At 56.0% G+C, this 24,813-nt stretch carries 21 protein-coding genes; 6 read left to right on the forward strand and 15 right to left on the reverse strand.

What is annotated here, in order from left to right; translation table 11 throughout:
• Positions 1 to 9 precede the first annotated feature (9 nt).
• Positions 10 to 1,326: a glutamate-1-semialdehyde 2,1-aminomutase gene (locus PAECUDRAFT_RS13670; RefSeq protein WP_006038688.1), complete on the forward strand. Its 1,317-nt coding sequence runs from the start codon at positions 10 to 12 to the stop codon at positions 1,324 to 1,326.
• Positions 1,327 to 1,452: 126 nt separating this feature from the next.
• Positions 1,453 to 2,949, forward strand: a complete 1,497-nt coding sequence (locus tag PAECUDRAFT_RS13675; RefSeq protein ID WP_006038689.1) for an HD domain-containing phosphohydrolase — start codon at positions 1,453 to 1,455, stop codon at positions 2,947 to 2,949.
• A gap of 17 nt (positions 2,950 to 2,966) precedes the next feature.
• On the opposite strand, the gene PAECUDRAFT_RS13680 is transcribed toward PAECUDRAFT_RS13675, so the two are convergent.
• The 7 genes from PAECUDRAFT_RS13680 to PAECUDRAFT_RS13710 form a co-directional block, all read right to left on the reverse strand.
• Positions 2,967 to 3,701 (reverse strand): nucleoside phosphorylase, encoded by a 735-nt coding sequence (locus PAECUDRAFT_RS13680; RefSeq protein ID WP_006038690.1) that lies wholly within the window; start codon positions 3,699 to 3,701, stop codon positions 2,967 to 2,969.
• Positions 3,702 to 3,786: 85 nt separating this feature from the next.
• Complete coding sequence (locus PAECUDRAFT_RS13685; protein ID WP_006038691.1) at positions 3,787 to 4,650, reverse strand: inositol monophosphatase family protein; 864 nt, start codon at positions 4,648 to 4,650, stop codon at positions 3,787 to 3,789.
• Positions 4,651 to 4,768: 118 nt separating this feature from the next.
• Positions 4,769 to 5,590, reverse strand: a complete 822-nt coding sequence (locus tag PAECUDRAFT_RS13690) for a sulfite exporter TauE/SafE family protein (RefSeq protein ID WP_006038692.1) — start codon at positions 5,588 to 5,590, stop codon at positions 4,769 to 4,771.
• Between the two features lie 81 nt (positions 5,591 to 5,671).
• On the reverse strand, positions 5,672 to 6,787 hold the full coding sequence (gene uvsE, locus PAECUDRAFT_RS13695; protein ID WP_006038693.1) for a UV DNA damage repair endonuclease UvsE: 1,116 nt from the start codon (positions 6,785 to 6,787) through the stop codon (positions 5,672 to 5,674).
• Positions 6,784 to 7,104, reverse strand: a complete 321-nt coding sequence (locus PAECUDRAFT_RS13700; protein ID WP_006038694.1) for a hypothetical protein — start codon at positions 7,102 to 7,104, stop codon at positions 6,784 to 6,786. Before PAECUDRAFT_RS13700 ends, uvsE begins: the two co-directional genes overlap by 4 nt.
• Before the next feature lie 69 nt (positions 7,105 to 7,173).
• A complete protein-coding gene (locus tag PAECUDRAFT_RS13705; RefSeq protein ID WP_006038695.1) occupies positions 7,174 to 8,307 on the reverse strand; it encodes a D-alanine--D-alanine ligase in 1,134 nt (377 codons plus the stop codon).
• A gap of 45 nt (positions 8,308 to 8,352) precedes the next feature.
• Positions 8,353 to 9,486 (reverse strand): amidase domain-containing protein, encoded by a 1,134-nt coding sequence (locus tag PAECUDRAFT_RS13710; protein WP_006038696.1) that lies wholly within the window; start codon positions 9,484 to 9,486, stop codon positions 8,353 to 8,355.
• 280 nt (positions 9,487 to 9,766) lie between these two features.
• Between PAECUDRAFT_RS13710 and acnA the strand changes: the two genes are divergently transcribed.
• Positions 9,767 to 12,478 carry an aconitate hydratase AcnA gene (gene acnA / locus PAECUDRAFT_RS13715; protein ID WP_006038697.1) on the forward strand — a complete coding sequence of 904 codons (2,712 nt, stop codon included), beginning with the start codon at positions 9,767 to 9,769 and terminating at the stop codon, positions 12,476 to 12,478.
• Between the two features lie 101 nt (positions 12,479 to 12,579).
• On the opposite strand, the gene PAECUDRAFT_RS13720 is transcribed toward acnA, so the two are convergent.
• Together PAECUDRAFT_RS13720 and PAECUDRAFT_RS13725 are read right to left on the reverse strand one after the other, a co-directional pair.
• Positions 12,580 to 12,927 (reverse strand): VOC family protein, encoded by a 348-nt coding sequence (locus tag PAECUDRAFT_RS13720; protein WP_006038698.1) that lies wholly within the window; start codon positions 12,925 to 12,927, stop codon positions 12,580 to 12,582.
• A gap of 529 nt (positions 12,928 to 13,456) precedes the next feature.
• On the reverse strand, positions 13,457 to 14,338 hold the full coding sequence (locus PAECUDRAFT_RS13725; RefSeq protein WP_006038699.1) for a LysR family transcriptional regulator: 882 nt from the start codon (positions 14,336 to 14,338) through the stop codon (positions 13,457 to 13,459).
• A 110-nt stretch (positions 14,339 to 14,448) separates the two neighbouring features.
• Between PAECUDRAFT_RS13725 and dapA the strand changes: the two genes are divergently transcribed.
• A complete protein-coding gene (gene dapA, locus PAECUDRAFT_RS13730) occupies positions 14,449 to 15,327 on the forward strand; it encodes a 4-hydroxy-tetrahydrodipicolinate synthase (RefSeq protein WP_006038700.1) in 879 nt (292 codons plus the stop codon).
• 457 nt (positions 15,328 to 15,784) lie between these two features.
• Here the strand turns inward: dapA and PAECUDRAFT_RS13735 are convergent, their stop codons facing one another.
• Entirely contained in the window at positions 15,785 to 16,537 is a 753-nt protein-coding gene (locus PAECUDRAFT_RS13735; RefSeq protein WP_006038701.1) for an IclR family transcriptional regulator, read from the reverse strand.
• Between the two features lie 234 nt (positions 16,538 to 16,771).
• Here PAECUDRAFT_RS13735 and PAECUDRAFT_RS13740 point away from each other — a divergent pair, with 234 nt between their 5' ends.
• Positions 16,772 to 17,869, forward strand: coding sequence for an alpha/beta hydrolase (locus PAECUDRAFT_RS13740; protein ID WP_006038702.1), 1,098 nt, complete (start codon positions 16,772 to 16,774; stop codon positions 17,867 to 17,869).
• Between the two features lie 77 nt (positions 17,870 to 17,946).
• Positions 17,947 to 19,155 carry a Fe-Mn family superoxide dismutase gene (locus PAECUDRAFT_RS13745; RefSeq protein WP_006038703.1) on the forward strand — a complete coding sequence of 403 codons (1,209 nt, stop codon included), beginning with the start codon at positions 17,947 to 17,949 and terminating at the stop codon, positions 19,153 to 19,155.
• 178 nt (positions 19,156 to 19,333) lie between these two features.
• Here PAECUDRAFT_RS13745 and PAECUDRAFT_RS13750 read toward each other — a convergent pair whose 3' ends face one another.
• Genes PAECUDRAFT_RS13750 through PAECUDRAFT_RS13770 form a run of 5 tightly spaced genes read right to left on the reverse strand, consistent with a single transcriptional unit; the run spans position 19,334 to position 24,784 of the window.
• Entirely contained in the window at positions 19,334 to 20,233 is a 900-nt protein-coding gene (locus PAECUDRAFT_RS13750) for a sugar phosphate isomerase/epimerase family protein (protein WP_006038704.1), read from the reverse strand.
• A 45-nt stretch (positions 20,234 to 20,278) separates the two neighbouring features.
• Positions 20,279 to 21,280, reverse strand: coding sequence for a DUF6005 family protein (locus PAECUDRAFT_RS13755; protein ID WP_006038705.1), 1,002 nt, complete (start codon positions 21,278 to 21,280; stop codon positions 20,279 to 20,281).
• On the reverse strand, positions 21,277 to 21,546 hold the full coding sequence (gene asbD / locus PAECUDRAFT_RS13760; protein WP_006038706.1) for a petrobactin biosynthesis protein AsbD: 270 nt from the start codon (positions 21,544 to 21,546) through the stop codon (positions 21,277 to 21,279). The genes PAECUDRAFT_RS13755 and asbD overlap by 4 nt, the downstream gene beginning before the upstream one ends.
• A 5-nt stretch (positions 21,547 to 21,551) precedes the next feature.
• A complete protein-coding gene (locus PAECUDRAFT_RS13765) occupies positions 21,552 to 22,874 on the reverse strand; it encodes an AMP-binding protein (protein WP_006038707.1) in 1,323 nt (440 codons plus the stop codon).
• Positions 22,871 to 24,784 carry an IucA/IucC family protein gene (locus tag PAECUDRAFT_RS13770; protein WP_006038708.1) on the reverse strand — a complete coding sequence of 638 codons (1,914 nt, stop codon included), beginning with the start codon at positions 24,782 to 24,784 and terminating at the stop codon, positions 22,871 to 22,873. The genes PAECUDRAFT_RS13765 and PAECUDRAFT_RS13770 overlap by 4 nt, the downstream gene beginning before the upstream one ends.
• Between the last annotated feature and the right edge of the window lie 29 nt (positions 24,785 to 24,813).

Genomic DNA, 24,813 nt, shown 5'->3' on the forward strand with positions numbered 1-24,813 from the left:
TAATGAACTATGACGATGAATCGCACGCGTTCTGCACAATTATACGAAGAAGCCTTACAGCATATCGTCGGCGGGGTCAACAGCCCCTCGCGATCGTTCAAAGCCGTCGGAGGCGGCGCTCCTGTATTCATGGAACGGGCCAATGGCGCTTATTTCTGGGATGTGGACGGCAACCGCTTCACCGACTATCTGGCAGCCTACGGCCCTATCATTACCGGACACGCCCACCCTCATATAACGGAAGCTATCGTGCGGGCGGCAACGAACGGCACGCTGTACGGCACGCCGACCGAGCTTGAGATCAAGCTGGCCCGCATGCTGAAGGCATCCATTCCATCGCTCGATAAAGTCCGGTTCGTCAATTCCGGCACCGAAGCCGTCATGTCGACGATCCGCGTCGCACGCGCTTACACTAAGAAAAGCAAAATCATCAAATTCGCCGGCTGCTACCACGGCCATTCCGATCTTGTGCTCGTCGCAGCCGGCTCCGGCCCATCAACGCTTGGCATTCCAGACAGCGCGGGCATCCCGACCAGCATCGCACATGAAGTGATCACGGTGCCGTTCAATGATATCGCTGCGCTGCGCGAAGCGTTGGACCGTTGGGGCAGCGACACCGCGGCCGTTATGGTTGAACCGATCGTCGGCAACTTCGGCATGGTCATGCCCAAGCCCGGCTATCTGGAAGAGCTGTGCAAGCTGACACGCGAAGCTGGCGCGCTTGTCATTTATGACGAAGTCATCAGCGCCTTCCGCTTCCACTACGGCAGCACGCAAACGTACCACGTGTTTCCGGACCAAGCAGCAGTGGAGCCGGACTTAACCGCACTGGGCAAAATCATCGGCGGCGGCCTGCCGATCGGCGCCTATGGCGGCCGCAAGGAAATCATGGAGCAGGTTGCTCCGCTCGGCCCAGCCTACCAGGCAGGAACGATGGCCGGCAACCCTGCATCGATCTCCGCGGGCATTGCATGCCTTGAGGTGCTTGGCGCCCCTGGCGTTTACGAGGAGATGGAGCGACTAGCTATCCGCCTCGCGGACGGCATCGGCGCTGCCGCTGTCAAGCACGGCGTGCCTCTGACGATCAACCGCATTCGCGGCGCGTTCTCCACGCACTTCTGCGACCATCCGGTCACGAACTACGAGGAAGCGCAGGATACGGATGGCGAGCAATTCGCCCGCTTCTTCCGCGGACTGCTTGAGGAAGGCGTCGTGATCGCGCCATCCAAATACGAAGCATGGTTCCTGACGACGGCGCATACGGACGCGGATGTCGATGCAACGATTGAAGCCGCGGACCGCGCGCTGAGGAACGTGCTTATTTAAAGCTCTCTTAAACGATGACCGAATACCGCTTGCCGTAGGCAGCGGGTATTCGGTCATTTTTTGCCCATGTCCAATGGTCGAGAATACGTTATACTGGGGTTTCAAGGCAATCACCAGGAGGAACTTATGAAGCCGGACGTCTACCGCATGTTTTTGAAGCAACTGATTCGCAACTATTTAATCGGCTCGGGTGCAGCTGTACTGGGTGTCGGAAGCATACTTATCTTCACAACGCTGGACGTGCCTGTCAAGGAGCTGCTTCGACTAGCTTCCATCTTGATTGGGAGCCTCATCATCATGGCTGCCGCGGAGCTCCTCTTATTCCGGCGGCACATTGCACCGATTCGTTCGTTGTTTCAAGAAGCGTTCCCTACACCCGAGATGATGAAAGCGGCTTATTATCGCGTCCATAAGTTTCCCTTACTCGCTGTTCGGCGCATATTGGGACCGCATCTGCTCGGACTATCCATACCGAGCATTACGGTATCGCTACTTATGATCCACGCCGGCGCTTTGTCTGTACCGTACTATTACGTAGGGTTGGCCTGCATGGGCGCGGTGCTCATTGCAAGCTTGCATGCGATGATCGAATTCTTCTTAACGAATCAGGCGATTCGGCCATTATTAATGCATATTCAGCAAACATACGCTTCACGATTTGCAACGGATTTGATGCTTAACGGAAAGGTGCTCGTGCCCATCCAACGCAAGTTTCAATGGAGCGCCTTCCTCCTTGGCACCTTCCCGATCCTCATATTCAGCATGGCTACGCAAATCAGGTTGGGCGCACATGCCGAACAAGCAGCGGCCGATTATTCGCGGTGGGCTGCCGTCGTCGTCGTCATGTGCATTCTCTTCTCATCGCTCGGCGCTTGGCTGCTGGCTCGTGACATCGTCCATCCCATTCAAGGATTGTTCCAAGCCCAGCAAAACGTCCGCGACGGCGACTTCAGCACGCAAGCGCCCGATCTGTATGCGGACGAATTTTCAAGACTTGTATCCGGGTTCAATCATATGCTCGAAGGTCTTCAGATTCGGGAACGCATGAACAAGCAGCTCATTCAAAGCTATTTCACCACGCTCGCAGCCGCACTCGACGCCCGAGATCCTTATACTGCCGGCCATTCCTTGCGCGTTGCCGACTTTTCCGTCCGCATCGGCCGTCTCTTTTCATTATCCGAAAAGGAGCTCGATGTGATTCGGCGTTCCGCACTGCTTCATGATATCGGCAAAATCGGCATACGCGACACCGTACTGCTGAAGGAGGGCCGGCTTACCGATGAAGAGTTTACTGCAATTAAGCAGCATCCGGTGCTTGGCGTCAACATTTTGAAGCAAATCGATCCGGCAGAGGCCGTCGCCGACATTCTGCCCGGCGTCCGATCGCATCATGAGCAGTATAACGGTGGCGGCTATCCTGATGGGCTCGCTGGCGAGGACATTCCGCTGCTAGGACGCATTATTGCCATTGCAGACGCTTATGATGCCATGACGTCAGACCGTCCGTACCGCAAAGGGATGAATCGCGAAAAAGCCTTGTCCATTCTTGAAGAAGGACAAGGCTTGCAGTGGGACCCTAAACTCGTCCCGTTATTCGTTCGCGCTATGCGCGAGGAGGTTTAAGCAACTGCTAAACATTATTAAGCGTTATTAGCCAGCTTGACGATCGCGCCAAGCGCCGCAGCAATCTCCCGCTCTACTGCTTCCGCTACAGCGTTCGTGTGCGGGTCGTACTCGGCGGCGAGGTCCGCGTCGGCATAACCGTCGAGCGCGACAATCGCGCCTGCACGCGCGCCCCGGAGCGAAGCGATGACGTACAAGGCCGATATCTCCATCTCGACAGCAAGAGCGCCCGCCGCTTTCAGTTTCTTATGAGGGAATTCCTCTACGCCATTGAAAAACACGTCCAGCGTCACGGTCATGCCCTTGCCAACGACGCCTGCGCCTTCCGTCTCCAGGGCAGCAGCGTATATCGCGTTCACCACATCGCTGTCGGCAACCGCCGGGAAGCCGTCGGGTACGAGCTGCCGCGTCAAGCCGTCCGTCCGAATCGCCGCCGTGCTAACGATCAAGCTGCCTGCCGGATAGTCCGCTGAGTACGAGCCTGCCGTCCCAACGCGGATAAGCGTCTTTACGCCCGCGCGAATCAGCTCCTCAAAGCAAACCGCCGCGCCTGGGCAGCCGACGCCATGGCTCACGACAGCAAGCTTCACCCCTTGGTATTCGCCGACAAACGTCCGATACTCCCGGGCAAACGCCAGCTCTTCCGCGCCCTCCAGCTTCTCGGCGATGGCCGCTGCCCGTCTAGGGTCGCCGCATACGATCGCATATTCCGGAATTTGTTCCGAATCCACCTGTAAAATAGGCATTAACATCGTTTCGCACTCCTCTCGTCTCCTACATCTATCAAAATAAGCCCCCGGCATGCGCCGAGCGGCTTATTTTCGAGCAATCGGCTGGCTAGCCCTCCGTTCGGGAAGCCGCCCCTGCCTTTTTCAATTCATCAACGAAGCTATCATGAATCCGTCCATTCGTCGCTGCCACATGCCGTACGCCCAGATGGTACGGTTCGCCTGCCATATCGCTAACTCGACCGCCGGATTCCTTAATAAGCAGATAACCTGCCGCCAGATCCCACGCGTTCAGCCCCTGCTCCCAGAAGCCGCTCAGTCGTCCTGCCGCCACATAAGCCATATGTAACGCGGCTGAACCGCCGGAGCGAATATTTCTTACTTGCGGCGCAATCGCCTGCAATTGCTGCAGGTTTGGTTGCAGCATAAGCGGGTCCGCCGGGAACCCTGTTGCAACCAAGCTTTCGCGCAGATCAGCCTCTTCGGATACCGACATCCGTTGGCCATGCACATAAGCGCCTTTCCCCTTCTCCGCGACGAACAGCTCGTCTCGCATCGGGTCGTATACAATGCCTACAATAACTTCGCCCTTATGCGCCAGCGCTATAGATACCGAGAAGAACGGGAACCCATGCACGAAGTTCGTCGTCCCGTCCACCGGATCAACGATCCACAAATACTCTTCATCCTGCACGTTGCTCAGTGCGCGCTCGGAAGCTTCCGGACCTGGCTGGACACCTTCCTCTCCTAGGAATGAATGATGAGGGAAATGGGTCATAATCAGATTGCGAATCATCGTCTCAGCGCCCTTGTCTACCTCGGTCACAAGGTCCTGCGCCGAATATTTCAGATTAAGCGTCGTGTGCTTACCGAGCTTCGTCTTAATCCATTCTCCTGCCTTCGCTGCGCTGTTAATCGCGACAGCCGTGAAGCTTTTGCCCCCGATTGCGGGAACGTCTCGCTGTTCACTCACTTTCGATCACGCTACCTTCCTATTGTTCGGGTTGCTTACTACAATACGCCTCGCACCCTGCAAAGTTTCGCCCCTTTGCGTTAATCGGTCAACAATCCGCGATTGATAGCTGTGCAATTTAGGTCGCAGACAAACCTTCCGTAATGAGCTGCGCCGCCATGAGGACCAACGTAATTCGAAGCACCCAGAGCAGCGCCTTGCCCGTCATCCGCGATGCGATCCACGCTCCTGCCTTGCCTCCTAGCCATGCGCCTGGCGCAAGCACCAGCACAATCCACCAGTTCGTTTCGCCTAGCCATGCATGCACGCCCGTTCCCAGCGTAGACGATAAAAAGATGACGAACATCGAGGTTGCCGTAGCCACATGCGGCGGGAATCGGAACAGCAGCACCATGACCGGTACGAACAGCGATCCGCCGCCGATTCCGAATAAGCCCGATATAAGCCCTACAGCAAAGCCAACCAGCAATGCCGGCAATACAGCGTACCCATAATGATGCTGCTCGCCCTTGTCATCGGTATATGTACGAACGACAGGCCACTGTCGGCTTATCGGCTTCATATAGTCGCGCGCCACGAGCAATCCGGCCATAAGAAGCATAAAAATGCCAAATGATAATTGGAAAGGGCCGTTGCTCATATGCCCTGTCAGCGCGGAACCGATCATTGCCGCAGGCCCGCTCGTCATAAATAACAGCCAGCCGCTGCGCCAGTCTACGCGCTTCTTCTTGGAATAAGCCATCGTCGACGCTAGCGCGGTTACGATCAGCACGGCCAATGAAGTTCCAACAGCTGTCGCATGGTCGATCTCAGAACCAACCAATTGCGGTCCGAGCAGCGTCAGCGCCGGGACGATAATAATGCCGCCGCCTAGCCCAACGATACTCCCGAATATGGCTGAAATGAGTCCAAGCAATGCCAGCAGAACGATCTCTAGCAATATATTTCCCTTCTTTCGTTCGCATGCCTAGCCAAGCTGTTTACGTGCAAAAGCCGCCATAATCCCCGATGGCGGCCCCTCTTACAGCTCGATCGCCGATTCGCTGATCACGCGGAAGCCCTCTCCTCGCGCCTCCAGCTCGCGCAGCTCATCCATCAGCCGCAGCAGCGCGTCGTCCTTTCGCTTCGCCTCCAGCATACAGTCGACAGCAGCGACAGATCCGGCGATTGACCGCAGAAAGTGGAGCAGCGGGCCCGTTTCCACATAATCAGCGTGACTTCGCGGATCTGTCGGGCTCTTGGGACTCGAGGCGTGAATTTTGGGCGGAAGCCATAACGATGAGCCATTAGCAGGCTCCGTACCGAATGCGGCATCCAGCATGATGCATGCATCATCTGTCCCAGCAGCGTCGCCATCCGTAATGGCATGTCCCTGATTCGCGCCTGCTTCAGCCAATCGCATGTTCTCCTGCTCCCAAGTGCGTACGATCCGCGGCCACAAGTCGCCGTGCAGTGAGCGATCGCTCTCTCCGCCGTCATTCACCGCATGATGATGAATATCAAGCACCATCGGCACGCCAACCGCCTCGGCGATGCCCAGCGTCTCTCGGACGTTAAAGGTCTTGTCATCATTCTCGAGCGAAATCCGGTTTCGGTAACGCGCATCCGTCTCACCGAACTGTTGAATGAATCTAGCGCCCGACACTTCCTTGTTGCCGTAAGCGCCGCCTACGTGAATATTATTTTTGAACGCTTCGTTCAGCCCCATTGCCTCTAGCATCCGAACATGATAGTCCACATCCTCGCGAGACTTGGCCAGCACCTCCGGCCGTGGCGTGCTGAACACGCAAAAGTGGTCCGGATGAAACGATACGCGCATGTTGTTGTCCCGTACGAAAGCCCCGATTTCGGCAAACTTATCCGCGAGCGCAGGAAACGGGTTCCAATCCGCCAACGCATCATGCGTCGCCAGTGGAATGAGCTTGGAAGAAAACCGATACACCTGAATGCCGTTGCCGCGGCAATGCTTCAGCATCCGCAGCGTATTGGTCAGGTTTTCCTCTGCTATCCGTTCCAGCTTCCTCAGGCCCGCTTCCCGATCCTCAAGCTTCGAGAAGCTCGCGAACGTCATCGTTTTGGAGGGCGATGCATTCTCCAACAACATGCTCATCGCTACGAATCCGAACCGGACAATCATGCGCTATGCTCTCCGAAAAACATTTCATGCGCAAGCGCCGTCTGCACGTTCGCTTCTTCCTCCGTCAACTTCCGAACGAGCACCATTTCAACCTCAGTCACTTCATCGCCTTGGAAATTGATTTCCGCAATCGATGCAACGATGCGCACAATCGCAATCGCTTGATTGGTCGGCGAGTAGGCAATGACCTTCTGGCCTGTCGGGAATACGCGGAATCCGCTTTTCACCATTTTGCCGCGGCCGTACTCCAGCAGCTCATACAGCTCCTGCTCGGACTTGAATTTGCATACGGAATTGAATTCGGTTTGAAAGCCCATTGAACCTTGCCTCCTCTGGCGAATATATTGTATAGGCTTGTCCTTTGTATAAAAGGGCAAGCGGTCCCATTAAAGAGGGGAACCGCCGCCGTAATCAATGCGTTGCTTGTCGGCATGCCGCTGCAGCGCCAGCTCGATTAGCGTATCCAGAAGCTCGCGATACGGGAGCCCCGTTTCTTGCCACATGAGCGGGTACATGCTGAATGGCGTAAAGCCCGGCATCGTATTCACTTCGTTAATGAACAGCTCGCCATCGGATTTGCGCATGAAGAAGTCGACGCGAGACAGCCCGGAGCCGTCAATCGCTTGGTATGCGCGAATTGCCATCTCGCGAACAGCCTCTGATGTAAGCGCCGGGATGTTCGCTGGGATTTCCATGACGGAGGTCCCATCAATATACTTTGCTTTATAATCGTAAAAATCATTCGATGGCCGAATCTCACCAGGCACAGATGCCTTCGGCTCATCATTGCCCAGCACGCTCACCTCGATCTCGCGCGCATCGACGAACTCCTCGACGATGACTTTGCGGTCGTAACGGAATGCGTAATTGATCGCTTCGATCAGCTCCTCGCGATTTTTCGCTTTGGAGATCCCGACGCTGGAGCCAAGGTTGGCCGGTTTAATGAAGCACGGGTATCCGAGCGACACTTCGATCTCTGTCACATAGTAATCCGTTTCTTTGTCCCACTGCGTCCGGTTGAAATAACGGAACATGCACTGCGGCAGCCCTTCGTGCGCGAATACCTTCTTCATCATCACCTTATCCATGCCGACAGCCGAAGCAAGCACGCCTGCACCTACATAAGGAATGTTCGCCATCTCAAGCAGACCTTGAATCGTGCCGTCCTCGCCGAATGTGCCATGCAGCAATGGGAAAATGACATCAACTGCGCCATTCCCCCCATGGCTTGCCGATCCAGCTTGCAGCCCTTGGAAGACAGGAGCGAGCGCCCCGCCCGAGCCGATCGCAGCCGCGTCCGCTTGCTCAGCGCCGCCCAGACGAAGCGCAGCCACGTCCGCTGGAGGCGCGAGCAGCACATCCGCCGTGCGCCATTGGCCGTCCGTCGTAATATAGAAAGGCTTCACTTCATACCGGCTAAAGTCAAATTCGCCCATGACCGCAAGCGCTGTGCGCAGCGAAACCTCGTGTTCCCCTGATTTTCCCCCGTAAATAAGACCTACGCGAACCTTCTCGCCCATTTTGATTAATCCTCCGAACGTTTATAATTGGTGGCTATGAACATGTCAAAATTGATCGGCTATATGATACAAACGATATCTCGTTCGTTCCGTCCAGGCGTAGGAGTCTTTATAATCCCAATAGCGGTGACGGCTCGCTACCGTATTCGCATTCACGAGCGGCATGCCGTCCGCATCGAACGCCGTAACCACTGTACTATGCTGAAAGCGGTAATCGCCGTTCCAGTCATACAAAATAACATCGCCCAGCTGCAGCTGATCCGCCGATTCAACAACCGTGGCTCGCATGCCGCTGTTGCGGCCCGATGCCAAATTGGACTGCAGCGCGTTGGCAACCGCCCAGCTGTAGCTCCACATTTCGCGCCCGCCGGACCGACCTTGATACCACCAGCCGCTTTCCCTTTTACCAGTATAGTTCATTGGGGCATGGCCTGCAAAGATGCACTGGGACACGTAATTCGTGCAATTTACCTCGAAATTCTCATAAGCCGGATTCGGTTCATTCCACCATCGGTCCGCGTACGCTGCCACAAGGTCCCTTCGATATATTTGTTTGGCGCGATGTTTGATTTCGGGCAAAATATCATAATTTAAGAACGGCGCTGAAGGCGGACGAGCTTTCCGCTGGGATCCATCGGATAGATCGCTGCCTTCCTCTGACAGCAGGCTGAGCTCGCTGGTGCCAAAACGCGGCCTCCGCTCGGATACGACCGGCTCAATCCGAGTGATTGCCCAGCTCCCGCCTTCCCGGGCGAGCCAAATTCGCTCATGCTCGAATCGTTCCTCCGTATAGGAACGGCTCTTCTGCTCCATAATGCGTTTTATGCGCAGCTTCAATAATACCGTCGTCTCGGAAACGGATTCGTTCACTCGCACGATCTCGGCCTTCGTCTCGCTTCGCGACGACAGGACGCCTCGAAGCAGCTCCCGCTCGCGAAGCCGCTCTAATCGGGAATCGAGGCGCAGCAGATGGTCCCGATCGGCAACCAGCCCCTCGAACACCGAGGAATGCTGATCGACCTCTGCTTGATTAAAGCAATGAATGTACGCATGGACGCCGGTTTTCCAGCCTTCGGCGACAGGCTGCTGCGGTTGAAGCTGCAGCGATTGACGCTGCTGCGGTACCCGCGGCGCGATGCCGCCGCGTTTTCCAGCCCCACGATTCGCCGAACGCGGCATAACGATCAACTCCTACCGTTTGCTCCATCCGAGGATGGGCTTCGAGTGAGCGACAAAACGATCGGCAGTCCGATCGCCAGAACGATACGCTTCATCATATGAGCGAATGCGCGCATTCATGTAAATTGCAAGTCGAAATGATCGTTTACGGGCTTTACGTGAACCCTATAAAAACGATATAATGAACACATAAGCCTTTTTTGAAATCGTGTTTCATAGAGTGAAACATGAGCATTTATTGCATTGTTTTCTTGAACCCATTAAGGAGGCGTTTTTGTTTATGGCAAAGCAAGACCAATACGGCGTCCGCTCGACGCTGGAATCCGGCGGCAAATCGTACGCTTACTACAACCTGCCAGCCCTTGAGAAACAAGGACTCGGCAACATTTCCAAACTTCCTTTCTCCATCAAAGTGCTGCTCGAGGCGGCGGTTCGCCAATTCGACGGACGCGGCATCACGGCTGATCACGTTAAACAGCTCGCAACTTGGGCTGACGGACGTTCGGAGAAAGAAATTCCGTTCATCCCTGCTCGTATCGTGCTGCAAGACTTCACTGGCGTTCCGGTTGTCGTTGACTTGGCAGCAATGCGCGACACGGTGAAAAAAGCAGGCGGCGATCCAAAACGGATCAACCCGCTCGTGCCCGTTGACCTCGTAATTGACCACTCGGTCATGGTCGACGCTTTCGGTACGCCGGACGCTCTCGAAACGAACATGAAAATCGAGTTCGAGCGTAATGCTGAACGTTACAAATTCCTTCGCTGGGCACAAACGGCGTTCGATAACTTCCGCGCGGTTCCACCAGCAACGGGTATCGTTCACCAAGTTAACCTTGAATATCTCGCATCCGTAGCAGCAACGAAAACGGTAGACGGCGAAACGGTCGTATATCCGGACTCGCTCGTAGGCACGGACTCCCATACAACGATGATCAACGGTCTTGGCGTAGTCGGCTGGGGCGTTGGCGGCATCGAGGCGGAAGCCGGCATGCTCGGACAACCGCTGTACTTCGTCATGCCAGAAGTTATCGGCTTCAAGCTGACGGGCAGCCTGCCAGAAGGCTCGACGGCAACTGACCTCGCGCTGACAGTAACGCAAATGCTTCGTAAAAAAGGCGTAGTCGGCAAATTCGTCGAGTTCTACGGTCCTGGCCTTTCCAACATCAGCCTTGCTGACCGTGCAACGGTTGCCAACATGGCTCCTGAGTACGGCGCAACAATCGGCTTCTTCCCTGTCGACGACGAGGCGCTCGCGTTCCTCCGTTCGACTGGCCGCGAAGAAGAGCAAATCGCTCTCGTTGAAGCTTACTACAAAGAACAAGGCATGTTCCGTACGGACGATCTGGCTGATCCAGTATTCTCCGACGTGATCGAGCTCGACATGTCGACGGTTGTTCCATCGCTCGCAGGTCCTAAGCGTCCGCAAGACCGCGTAGAGCTGACAGCGATGAAAGAAGCGTTCAACAGCATCATCCGCACGCCGATCGACAAAGGCGGCTACGGCCTGTCCGAAGAGAAGATCGAGCAAAAAGTAGACGTGAAGCACCCAAGCGGCGACGCTAGCGTAATGGGCACTGGCGCTGTCGTTATCGCAGCAATCACGTCTTGCACGAATACGTCCAACCCGAGCGTAATGGTCGGCGCAGGTATCGTGGCGAAGAAAGCAGTCGCTCGCGGCCTGACGAAGCCAGGTTACGTCAAATCGTCCCTGACGCCAGGTTCCCTCGTCGTTACGGAATATCTCAAAAACGCTGGCCTGATCGAGCCGCTCGAAGCAATCGGCTTCCACGTTGCAGGTTATGGCTGCGCTACTTGTATCGGTAACTCCGGTCCGCTTCCAGACGAAGTTGGTCAAGCAATCGCTGACAACGACATGACGGTAGCAGCTGTACTGTCCGGTAACCGTAACTTCGAAGGCCGCGTCCATGCGCAAGTAAAAGCCAACTACCTGGCTTCGCCGCCGCTGGTTGTTGCATACGCGCTGGCTGGTACGGTTAACATCGACCTGGCTAACGATCCAATCGGTTACGACAATGACAACCAACCGGTTTACCTGAAAGACATCTGGCCTACGAAAGCGGAAATCCAAGAAGCAATCAGCACGGCGATGAGCCCGCAAATTTTCCGCGACAAATATGCCAACGTCTTCACGCAAAACGAGCGTTGGAACGCAATCGACGTGCCGCAAGGCGAAAGCTACGAGTGGGATGACGCTTCGACGTACATCGCGAACCCGCCGTTCTTCTCCAACCTTGGCGCTGAAGTTGGCGACATCGCTGACATCAATGGCTCGAACGTGCTTGCCCTGCTCGGCGACTCCGTAACGACGGACCATATCTCGCCAGCCGGCAACATCAAAGCCGACAGCCCGGCAGGCAAATACCTGATCGAGCATGGCGTAAAACGCGAAGACTTCAACTCGTACGGCTCGCGCCGCGGCCATCACGAAGTGATGATGCGCGGTACGTTCGCTAACATCCGCATCCGGAACCAAGTGGCTCCAGGCACGGAAGGCGGCGTAACGAAATACCTGCCTACAGACGAAGTCATGTCGATCTACGACGCTTCGATGAAATACCAAGCTGAAGGCAAAAACCTCGTCGTAATCGCAGGCAAAGAGTACGGTACAGGCAGCTCGCGCGACTGGGCAGCTAAAGGTACGTTCCTGCTCGGCGTTAAAGCGGTTATCGCTGAAAGCTTCGAGCGTATTCACCGCTCCAACCTCGTTGGCATGGGCGTTCTCCCGCTCCAATTCCAACCAGGTCAAAGCTGGTCGTCGCTCGGCATTACGGGACGCGAAACGTTCGACATCGTCGGCCTCAGCAATAACGTGCAACCGGGACAACTGGTTACGGTTAACGCGAAGCGCGAAGACGGCTCGACGTTCGAGTTCCAAGCCATCGTCCGCCTCGACTCCCTCGTGGACGTCGACTACTACCGCAACAGCGGTATCCTGCAGACGGTACTTCGTCAAATGATCGCAAGCATGTAATGCTGTGATGAAGTCAAACAGCCCCATCGACCGTTAGGTTGATGGGGCTATTTTTTATTTTCGACGATCTAACGTATTGACACTCTGAAAGCGCCATCCGATCAATCCTTCAACTCAATGCGATTGCCCTCTGGATCAATAATGACCCCAACCGTCCCCCAATGAAACCGCCTTACATCCACTGGAACCCCTCTTGAAACCAGTTGCGCTGCTGTCGAGTCAACGTCATGAACATTAAACCGGATAACTACCGCATTTTGTGATCTCGTTTTCTCATTTGCTGAAGCAATACCGCCATTTTCGATCATCAGATAGCTGCCGCCGAACTCCAATATCGCTAGCTCGTCTCCTCGCTGTCGGACAGGTAGGCCCAGTTTCTCCTCGTAGAACTTCAATACCAATTCATAGTCCTCGCAAAATAAGATGATGCCTGTTTCCTTAATCTCCACTTTAAATCCCCCACTTGTTTGTGAAGTAATACTTGTGAAGACATTATATCCAGATATTACTAACGAGTCCTCAGCACAAGGCAGTAGCTCACTCCCGCCACCTATACTTCTTTAGTCGTATGCGCTAACGGACCCCAGAGCCGTTATTCGGTCTGGATATGGCCTTTTGCGATTGTAACGGACTCAGAAGTCCTTATTTGCCGATAAACGCCTTCCAAACCCAACAAAAACATGAAATAGCGTCACTGAGGTCCGTTACACGCCAAACGATGAGGTTTTACGCCGTATAACGGCATTACGGTCCGTTAGAGCTAAGTAGCGGATGAACGCTACAGTGTGCTAGACGGGGCGTGGGCTGGTCAGTGCTAGGGCCTTACGGAATGCGAAGCGTCTCCTGCTCGACCTCAAGACCCACTGCTCCAATTTCAAGTGAGCCTGCGCTAGTCTTCGCGCCCTCATTGCGGGACGCAAAGCGTTTGCGGCGTTGTCACCATCGTCACCAGCTTGCGAACCATTTGCTCGCCATGCGCTATTCCGGCTCATGCTCCTTCAAAAGCTCAATAAATTGCCTCAGTGCGTGCGATTTCCACTTTTTCGGGTGCATGGCCAGCAGCAGCTCCAAACAAAGTTCCGGCTGATGCAGCGGCAGCTCTGCCAGTTCGCCTCGCCTAATTTCCTCTTGAACCGCCATATAAGGCAATATCGCAATGCCTGAACCGGCTTTGACGCATCGTTTGATCGCTTCCGGATTGCCCAGCTCAAGCCCGATATGATAGGAAATCCCCTGCGATCGCAATAGCTTTTCGAGCATAATCCGATAGTTGCAGCTCTCCTCCGTCATCATCCATTCCGCTCCATCCAAATCGGCAAGCTTCATGTTCCGCACCGCCAACAATGCGTGGTCGGGACGCGCGACGATAACAAGCGGCTCCTGACGAATCGTGATCCACGCCAACGACGTATCCGCCGGCTTAATATCCAGCAGCAAGCCCATATCGATCTCGCCTTCACGCACCTTGTTTAGAATCGTCGGTTCATGGTCTGGTTGCAGCCGAATGGATAACTCGGGCTGAGCCTCTCGAATACGCTGGATGAAGGGCGGGAGATAGTACGAGGCCAAGGAGTCAATCGTTCCGATCGCAAGCGTCCCCCCGCCCTGCTTAGCCAATTTCTCTTGCGATTCCTGATACAAATCGAGCATCTGAACCGCAATTCTCAGCAGCTCCTCTCCGGCTGACGTCAGGCGCAGCCCTTTCCCATATCGTTCAAACAGCTGAACGTCATACGCCTTCTCCAGCTTCTGAATCTGTGTCGTCACGCTAGACTGCGCATAGCCGAGCGCCTCCGCTGCTCGCGTAATGCTTTGACGGACGGCGACTTCGCGAAAGGTTTGGAAATAGGTAAGGTCCATCCTATCACCTCATCAAAATTATTGATATTCATCATCGAATATTATAGATAACACCGATGCATTATTCCATGCTAAAGTAAAGCCATTCCAAATTGCCAGGAGGCGTTACGATGCTAAAAGAACATGAACTGCGCGGAATCTATGTCCCTGTTGTCACCCCTTTTATGCCGGGCGGAGAGCTCGATATTACATCCTATCACCAACATCTGGGCGGATTGCTGCGCCATGATATTCAAGGTCTCGTCTTAAATGGTACGACTGGCGAATCGCCCACGGTTGCTTGGGAAGAGGTTTCACGTCTTATGCAAGCGACCTTGCTGTGCATGAACCAGCATCAAAGGAAAATCCCAGTTGTCATCGGGACAGGAACGAACGATACAGCCTCATCCGTCAGAAGGACGGCGCAGGCAGGCGAACTCGGCGCCGATGCGGTTCTCGTCGTTGTCCCGTACTACAGCCGTCCTTCGCTGGAGGGCATCATCGCGCATTACCGAGCGGTCGCGCAGGTCGGCGTTCCCGTCATCGTCTATGAGATTCCAGCTCGAACTGGCGTGCGGATCGACGCCCACACGATGCGCACCCTTCTGGATATTGACGGCGTAATCGGCCTCAAAGACTGCTCCGGCGGCATCGAGCTCGTCTCCGACTTAACCACAAACAAGGATTGCAAGCCGATTATGTGCGGAGAGGACCAATACTTCCACGCGATGCTATGCGAAGGAGCAAGCGGCGGCATGCTGGCCTCAGCAAATGTCGATACGGATGCCTTCGTGCAGGTTTACCGCCTTGCCGCCGAAGGGCAGCTCCATCAGGCGCAGGCCGCATTTGACCGGCTGCTGCCGCTCATTCATTCGTTATTCAAAGAATCCAATCCCGCACCTCTAAAATGGCTGCTAGCCCAGCGGGGCATTCTCTCCTCCGATACGCTCCGTCTTCCGATGATGCCGATCTCCGGAACGCTTCAGTCCGAAATGTCAGCGCTGCTCTGAATCTAAGACAGCATGCTTTCAGTTCCAGCACTTGCTTCAAGTTTCGCCCCCACAGGCGCGACAATCACTATTTCGCCATGCGGTTGCCGGCTGGTTACCACATGGACATAACAAAGTAACAGCCCTCCGTATTTACTAGTGCAGTGCAACCCCTTCTCTCGTCGCATATTCTAACGGACACCAGAGCCGCTATTTGGCCGAAAAGAGGCCTTTTAAAATTCTAACGGACACAGGAGACCTTATTTCCCGATAAACACCTTCCAAACCCAGCAAAAACATGAAATAGCGTCACTGGGGTCCGTTACACGCCACATACCGAGGTTTTGCACCCTATAACGGCGCTACTGTCCGTTAGAGCGGAAAACACCTGCTGCCGACACTCCACTCCAGCAGACGGATTCCTAACAAAAAAACGTCCCACCGACCGGATGGTCGAGAGCGAGACGTTTTCCTTATATTATCGCGCCATCGTTCCCATACGGGCGGCAGCCTCGATGACGGTCGGCGCGATTTCCTTCATCCGGTCCAGCGTAAGACGGCTGGACGGTCCCGATATCGACAAGGCGGCGACAAGCCGTCCATGGCGGTCAAAAATCGGTGCGGATACCGCCGCCGCGCCCGGCTCCCGTTCCTCCATGCTCGTGGCGTAGCCATGATGGCGAATCTCATTCATTTGGCATTCGAACATATGCTTGTTAACGACAGTTGGCTGAATCGACTCCAGCTCTCCCCATATTTCCGCTTGCGTCGCTTCGTCCGCGAAGGCAATGAGCACCTTGCTCGATGCGCCGACATACAACGGCAGCCTTGCCCCTACGGTTGCTACCCGTCGAACGGCCTGATTGCTCTGCACCGCTTGAATCCGAATCCGTTCCCCACCGTCGCGTACATATAGGCTCACCGTCTCGCCCAGCACATTACGCAGCCGCTCCATCTCCGGAAGCCAGATGACGGCCGGATCATCCGATGAGGTTAAATGCGCGGATAGCTCCCATACCCGGAAACCAAGCCGATATCGCTCCGTCGCGGGATCCCGCTCTACGAAGCCGCGATCCTCCAGCGTCGACAGCATGCGGTGAACCGTGCTTTTGTGTAAGCCGACGCGATCGGCGATTTCCGTCATTCCGAAGTCCGTTCCCGCTGTAAAACACTGCAAAATATCAAGCGCGCGCTCCACCGCGCGAACGGTCGATTTGCCCTCCTCTGCCACCTCGCACACACTCCCTTTTCCACCGATTGGCTGAAGACTGTAGTTTCGTACAATGAAACCTCATTGCACTTAGTATAACTAAGATTACGGCTAGCGTAAAGAAGATGGCCCTATTTTACAGCTATATTACAAAGCGTTAACAAGTCGTCGACATCGATTGACACTCTCGTACGAGGGTCATACGATGGTAGTACCAATTTACTAAAGCGCTTCCATTGAGAGGGGATGTTCCGGATGAGCAGCACCATTATTACGACACCATTGTCTGTCCCGAATCCGTTGGTTCCCGCCGTCCGTCCCGTTCCTCAGCACCAATCGCGTACGAGACAAGGGCGCCGCAGACACGCGCTGTTCGCTTCGCTGACTTCCATCGTCGCGTTATGCGTGCTAGCGGTCGTCGCATTCCACGGCTATATCGCCTGGATGCTGGCTCATCCCTACGTCGCCCCTCTCTATTCGAATCCTAAGGAGGCTGTCGGCCTCTCTTATGAAAATGTAAGCTTCCCAAGCCATAGCAACCGTACAACCGTCGGCGGTTGGTTCATTCCATCCGGCAAAGATGACGGCGACTCCTTCGGCGCCGTTGCGCAAACGGCTGCTGCGGAAACGCCGGCCATCGAGTCGAAGCGCACCGTTATTTTCAGCCACGGCTATGGCGCCAACCGCGAGGAAACATGGGTGCCCATGTATGACTTGGCAACCCTGCTGCATCGTTTGAACTACAATGTGTTCATGTTCGACTACGGCTATGCGTCCACGGACTACAAAGCGCCGGCAACAGGCGGTTATGAGGAATCCCAACAGCTTCTCGCTGCTGTCGATTATGTTAAATCCCGCGGTGCCGACGAGATCGTCGTCTGGGGCTTCTCGATGGGCGCCGGCACAGCGCTTCAAGCAGGGCTGCAAACCGATAAAATCGATGCGATGATTCTCGACAGCCTGTTCCTTCCAAGTCCGGACACGCTGTTCCATAACGTAAAACAAATCCTGCCGCTGCCCAAATATCCGTCGCTGCCGCTCATCGAGCTTATGCTTCCGGCTTTCACCGGCACATCGCTTAGCGGCATTCCAGCGAAGCAGGTGCTCTCGAAGGATTATCCGATCCCGCTGTTTATTATGCACGGGACGAATGATGCCAAAGCGCCTTACGAAATTGCGGAGCACATCGCTGCCAAGCAAACGAACCCCCTATCCCGGGAATGGATTGTAGAAGGCGGCAAGCATGAACTGCTGTTCCAAGTCCATGCGAAGGAATATATTCAACGCGCGGCTTTATTCCTAGGCCAAGTGCATCAGCAGCATGTCGATGAAACGAGCTCGATTGTCCTTTAGTGCCATAAGCACGACATAGCGCCACGTTCTAGCGAATACATCTTAAGAGATGTTCATTGAACGAGGAGGCTGATGTCGTGCTTTTTGTATATGGTCCCCAAACGCCGATTCGCCTGCTAGAGGAAATTCGCGATTGGAAAAGGCAAGAAATCGAGCATGCAGCGATGATCCGCCGCTTCACGCCCACGCTGGAGCCCGAATTCAAGTGGCTGCTGAACGAATGGGAGCAGCCGCTGCGCGCAGCGGAACGCGTCGCTGACCGCTGCCTCAACGAAGCGCTGACGCGCAGCGATAACGCCGGCGACGGCTCTAGCTCCGCCATGACGCAGGCACAAGCCGATCTGCTGCTGCAGGCTTCTGCCTATCAATCGCAGAAGCTCGTCGAGCATCTGCTCCACCTGATGGAGCGAAGCGCTTCGCTCGCCTCCGCGCCTGCCGCAAGGTCTTTCATCCTGCATGCCGTGCGAGAATCCAACGGCTTCTTAGGCTTACAGGAAACGTACCGCTACTCGTATTCGCCTGAACAGGCGCTCGCGCAATCTGCAGAAGCGCTGAGAAACGCCGACAGGAGCAGCCATGCGGGCACGCAAGACATCGCTAATGCTGGGGATGACCCTCAGGGCGGTTCCGATGCAGATGCGGACCGGGCGCCAGTCGCCCAAGTGCCAATCGGCGGTCACAGGCTTCCTCCGCTGCCGTATCCGTACAACGCGCTTGAGCCTTATATCGATGAGAAAACGATGCGCATCCACCATGACAAGCATCATCAAAGCTACGTCGACGGCTTAAACAAAGCCGAGCGCGAGCTTGAGGAGGCACGCCGCTCCGGCAACTTTGACCTCGTCAAGCACTGGGAGCGCGAGCTTGCGTTCAATGGCGCCGGCCACTATTTGCATACGCTGTTCTGGAACGTTATGGCCCCGCATGCAGGAGGTCCCGCGATCGGTCCTCTCGGCGCGCAAATCAAGCATGATTTTGGCAGCTTTGAGGCGTTCAAGAAGCAGTTTTCCGAAGCGGCAGCCAAGGTCGAGGGCAGCGGCTGGGCCATCTTGGTATGGAGCCCGCGCAGCCGCCGCCTTGAAATTTTGACCGCCGAGAAGCATCAGAATTTGTCCCAATGGGATGTCGTGCCGATCCTGCTGTTAGATGTTTGGGAGCATGCGTACTATCTCAAGCATCAAAACAACCGTGCCGACTACATTAAGGATTGGTGGAACGTCGTAAACTGGCCTTATGCGAATGAGCGGTTCGAGAAAGCAAGCAAGCTTGTCTGGGAGCCGTTCTAACCCTACACGCACGCGCGCAGCGCGCAGGGTGTACGCGACAACCTTGCCTGAATCCGAACGAAACAACGAGCGGCTTCGACGCCTACTCCGCCAACGGACGGATAGCGCCAAAGCCGCTATTTATGATGCCTCTTCTCAGTCCTCGCAAATTGCACATGCATATGCAATTGCTTATCGCTTATTCAGAAACCGACGCGGGCTGCAATCGCCCTTCATTCGTACTCGACTGATCGCCGTTGCCATCGCCGTCGACCGTTAACTGGCGGAGCCATGCAGCGTCCGCCGCCAGCGTCTCGAACGGCTGCGCGCCGAACCATTCCAGCGAGCTGTAAAGCTCGCTATCGCCGATCGCGGCGATGATAGGCCGGAAGTCAAGCGCTCCGTCAGACAATGGAACCATGCCGGTTCGATCGCTTCCCGACGCGTACACCTGAGCAGGCTCGAACACGTAGAGACGGTCAGCGGACGATACATTTTTGAGATGAAAATGATGCACCCATGGCTGCAGCTCCGCATACGCGGCAAGAACGTCATCGCCCGCCTCCCACAGATGCAGGAAATCGAGGTTGATGCCGAATGCGCCATGCCCGACCTCATCGATGAGCGTGCGAGCTGAAGCAAGATCATCCGACAACGTGCCAGGATGCGTCTCGGCGAGCAGCGTAACGCCATACTGCGCGCAAATATCGCTAAGCGCCCGAAGCCGCTTCACGTACTCCCGCCGCATGTCGGGCGAAACCTTGCAGCTTGGCAGAGGGCCAGCGAACGTACGCAGGCGCGTCGTGCCATACCAGCGCGCGAGCGCCGCCAGCCGATGCGCTTTCGCCTGCGTTGCTGCGAAGCGCTCCTCCGTGGCGATGTCGAAGTAATCGCTAATCATCGCAATCCGCAGGCCATGCCCATGCATGAGCCGCAGCTGCTCCTTCGTCGCTTCGCGTTCCTCAGCCGTAGCCAGCCACTCGGCGTGTGCGCCCCACAGCTCAATGCCGTCGAATCGTTCGCGCAGCGCGAATCGCACGATCGTTGCGAACGAGACGAGCGAGTGGCGGAACGAAATCGTGCACAAGCTTATTTTCATGCCAGCTGCCTCCTTCGGCTCTTCGACTCTTCGATGCTCGGCTGCTTACGCCTGCCCGACAACGGTCCGAATCCGTTCGCCGGGCGCCAATTCCGCCTGCTTCCACATCCGGTACTGCCGGTCGATCTCGCTCTTAATCGAGAACTCGATTGCATCCGCCCGGTCCAAATGCCCGAGAATGTCCGGCAGCAGCGCCAGATCCTTCGTCATCGACAGCTTTACGCACATATATTGCACCGTGTGGAAAGCCTGCACGAGATCGCGAATCTCTTGGCACCACCGCTCGTAATTGTCTTCGGACAAGCCCAGCCGATCGCGGAAGAACATTAGCGCGTAATCGTAGCTGTATTTTCGGATAACGAGAATATTCAACTGCTGAACAGCAGACAGCAGCGTATCGAGCGTGCGCCCGCCGCGCCCCTCCGCCATGCTCACGACGATGTCCCGCAGGCGCGAGACAAGCTCATTCTCATCCTTGCGCATCGTCGCTTCGTACAAGCCCGCAATCACATCAGGCGATGGATTTTCGATGCGTCCCGCATCGATCACATACCCGCCGCCATATTCATTGTGCAGGAACGCTTCCTTAATCCGTTCCTTAGGCAGATTGCCCTCCCACCGGAAATCCGGATCGAACATAAACCATTCGTCCTCATTGTCCGTCTTCGACAGCATCAGGAAATGCGGAAACGGCTTCGCTGCGAACTTGTTTTCACGCTCCGGCAGCATCGACATATCAATCTGGACGACGACATATTGGTCCTCCGTCTTGTTGTCCAGCAGGTTCAGCAGCAGCTGCCAGTTATGCTCCGCATTCCGGGTGAAATCGTACCACTCTCGAATGCCGACCCCGAAGAACGCCCGATACCAATCGACAAAATGGTCATGGTCAGTGCGCGCCGAATAGTACGTGATGCGCCCTTCCTCCGTGACATCAAAATCAGAGTCCCACACGCCAAAATAAAACGGGCGATGATCGGCGCGTCCGCCCGCACGCCGCTTAATGATTTCGCAGAAGCAGCTGACGAGGCAATGTACCTTAATCATGCGGCGCCTCCGTCCAACGGCTCCAGCCGCTCGATGAAATCAAGCAGCGAGCCTACTGTCGCAAATGCGCGCGCATCGACCTCTTGCTCCGGCACCCGCAGCGCGAGCTCACGCTCAAGCAATACGATCAACTGCAGCATCATAATGGAATCGATGCGCAGATCCTCATTCAGCCGGAGCGATTCCTCCAGCGCACCTGCCAGCTGCAGCTGCAGCTTGTCGCGCAGGAGCCTCTCTACTTGCTGTAACACCACGATCCGTTCCATCTATGTTAAGCCTCGCTTTCTTGTTCCCTTGCCAGCATCGCACGGCTTACTTTGCCTGTTGCATTGCGTGGAATCGCGTCCACAATCCGTATTTCTGACGGCACTTTATAAGGAGGGAGCCCTTCCGCGCACCATGCCCGAATGTCGCTAGGCGTTAACCGATCCTGCTCGGCAGCATCAATCGTCACGAGCGCCAATGCCCGTTCCCCCATGATCGGATGGCGGCCGCGGAAGACTACCGCTTCCTTCACGCCATTGCACTCGACCAGCCGCTCCTCCACTTCAAGTGGAAATACGTTTAATCCGCCTACGTTAATGACATCATCCAGCCGGGACATAAAATGCAGCCTTCCCTGCTCATCGGCATAGCCGAGATCGCCTGTTGCGATGCGGCGGCCAGTGCCGGCCACCTCTACGAACAGCTCTTCCGCCGCAGCTTGGCCGCGGCCTGCCGTCACCGTCATATGCGACAGCGGCAACCCGAGGTCGCCGCAATGCTGCATCTGCGCAGCCAGCGAGATGCATCCCGCTTCCGAGCAGCCATACTGTTGCATAACAGCAGCCGAAACGCTCGAAAGCCGCTCCAGCAGCGCGCCAGTCATCGGCGCGCCGGAGCTCATCAGCCGATGGAATCGGAAGTCTTGCGGCGCCAGCGAGGAGATCACATGCAGCAGCAGCGGCACGCCATACACGAGATGCTCCGGCGTGTCGCGAATAATGCCCAGCGTCAGCTTCGGATTGGTCGCAGTTACGACGATTGGAGCCTTGCCGCGCGCGAATGCCGACAATACGCCGCTAATCAGCCCGTAAGCATGCGAGACAGGCGCTAATACGATAGGCGAAGCATTCGCAGCTTCTCCCAACGATTCGTTATACGCCTTAACCTCGGCATCGACCTCTTCCCATGCCCGCTGGATGAGCTTTGGCGCACCCGTCGTGCCTGAGCTGAATTGAAGCAGCGACGGCTCAGCGGACACAGGCCCGCGCTCCCAGCCATTCGCCAGCTTGCCAGCAGCTTCGGACCAGTTGCCCGACACCTGCTCGGCAAGGCTGATGTAACCGTCCGCGCTTCCATAAAGCAGCACTTCACAGCCAGCATCGATCGCTCGCTGCCTCGCGGTCGCCTCCGGCGTCTCCGCATGCAGCAGCAGCGCAGATGCCCCCTGCTCCTTCACAATGAGCACCGCCCCGATCATGTCGATCGGATCTTGCAAGCAAATCGCTAGGCGTTTGCCAGCGCACGCGCGAAGCGCGTTCGACTTGCGCAGCAGCGCCAAGCGGGCTTCGAACGAGCCTACTTGAACAGGCTCCCGGTTTATTGTAATCATATGGATAACTCCTTCTGTGCCGAGACGAGATGCAGCGGATTCGATACTTCGTGCATGAACGATCCGGCTGGAGCGCCTTCCGCCAGCTTAACGAGCCGTTTCCTCGTCAGCTGCTCCAATTTTGTCGTCGGGCCGAATAGGTCGAGCTGGTCGAATCGCTCCCTCAGCTGAGGGTAACGCTGCAGATGCGTTTCAATCGCTTCTGCCGCCAGCGTCCAGAATCGGCGCTCTTCGAACCGATAGCGGTCGGCAAGCATCATCGCAAGCTCCGCCAAATTAATGCAATACAGCGCGCCGAGCAGCATATAGCGCAGCGGAGCGAGCGATTCGCATTCTCTTCCTTGGCGCGGATCATGGAATTTGCGATGCGCCTGCGTGAAATCCGGGCATGATGCCGCGGCTTCCTTGCTTAGGAAGGGACGATAGTACATGGCATCCTCGTGAAAATCTTTAAGCGCTGCCCGTACCGGCCTGCCGTCGCGATGGACGAGCGCCATGTTCTGGGCATGCGATTCCAGCGCAATGCCATGCGCGCCGAGCAGATGCACGACAGGCATGACAGCAGCCTCGAACAGCTGCGACAGCCATTTTTCAATCCCGTACTGCTGCAGCCACGGCTCGATGAACGGCGTACCGTCGATATCGATCGCGCTCAATGCATGGAAGGGCACAGCCCGCTCGCCAGATTTCAGATGAGGCTCTAGACTTTCCCGCCAAATACAGCTCAATGCGCCTTCATCGCCAACCTTCAATGCAGTGGCAGCCGCTCCCAGCCTGACTTCTACTCTGGCTTCCGAAGAACCGGCGCCCGCTTGCGCGGACGACGGATCGTAAGCAACCGCCGCGTACTCCGCCAACAGAATCGTGCCGGATTCCATGAGATATGCGTCGCTGCTTACTACCTGCTTGAGCCAAGCGGAAACGTATGGAGCAGCAACAGCATCATGCGGCTCGATATGCCGATACGACGACGTATTCAACAGGCTCATCGCCAGCTTGATTGACGACTTGGCTGGCGTGGTAGCATTGGACATCGTGCGAATGGACTGCTGCGGGCGATAAGCATCGTCCGATTGGCCCAACGGCACAATCTCCCCATCGCGAATCGCCGGGGACAGCTGGAATGCGAGGTTGCGCCATTGCCACGGATGGACCGGAAGCAGCGCCCACTGCACAGGCGTTTCCTCGACTGCAGCTGATTCCTTCGCTAAAGCCGACATAAACCGGTCATACTGCGCTTGACCCAGCTCCTGCTTCCAAAGCGATTCGAAAGAGCGTCCCTTCTCGATTGCCATCGCCGCATCGGATTGGCGAATCGCCAGCCATACCGGCCGAACCTCTGGCGCGAATTCCGGACCGAAAGCCGCTTGATCGGTCAGCGTAAAGCCAATTCGCGACTTGTAGCACGGGTGATACGGATGCCCGTCCATCGCCGCCGTCTCAAGCTCGCCAAAGCTGGATGCGGCAGTCAGGCTTAGCCCCGTCTCCCGCCGATACCGCTGCGCAATCGCGTCATTGGCCAGCGTTGCCTCCAGCTCCTTGACGAACGCATTCCGCTTGCTTTTGTCCGCTGCGTCCGCGCCAAGCACCTCTTGGAGAAACATTCGATAATCATCCGCCTCCCGGCGGCCTTCCTTCGCGATGCGGAGCGGCGGCGAATCGCTTAATCGAATCCGCCCGAACGACAATCGTTTGCCGCCCTTGACGTTGTATGTAATCGGTACGCCATCCTTGTCGCGGCCATGAATCAAAAACAGCGTTTCCTTGCCGAGCTGAACCGTTTCCGCAGAAACAATCCGCTCGTACAGCATCGACTCGATCAGCTGCCGGAACACCCGCCGCCTTACTTGAACGTATACATCCGACTGAATCGCTTCCGCCAGCTGCATGTCGAACGGCTGCGCCTTCATCACCCGATTCCCCCTCGTCCCACCGTTTT

The organism is Paenibacillus curdlanolyticus YK9, assembly GCF_000179615.1.
Classification (GTDB): domain Bacteria; phylum Bacillota; class Bacilli; order Paenibacillales; family Paenibacillaceae; genus Paenibacillus_T; species Paenibacillus_T curdlanolyticus.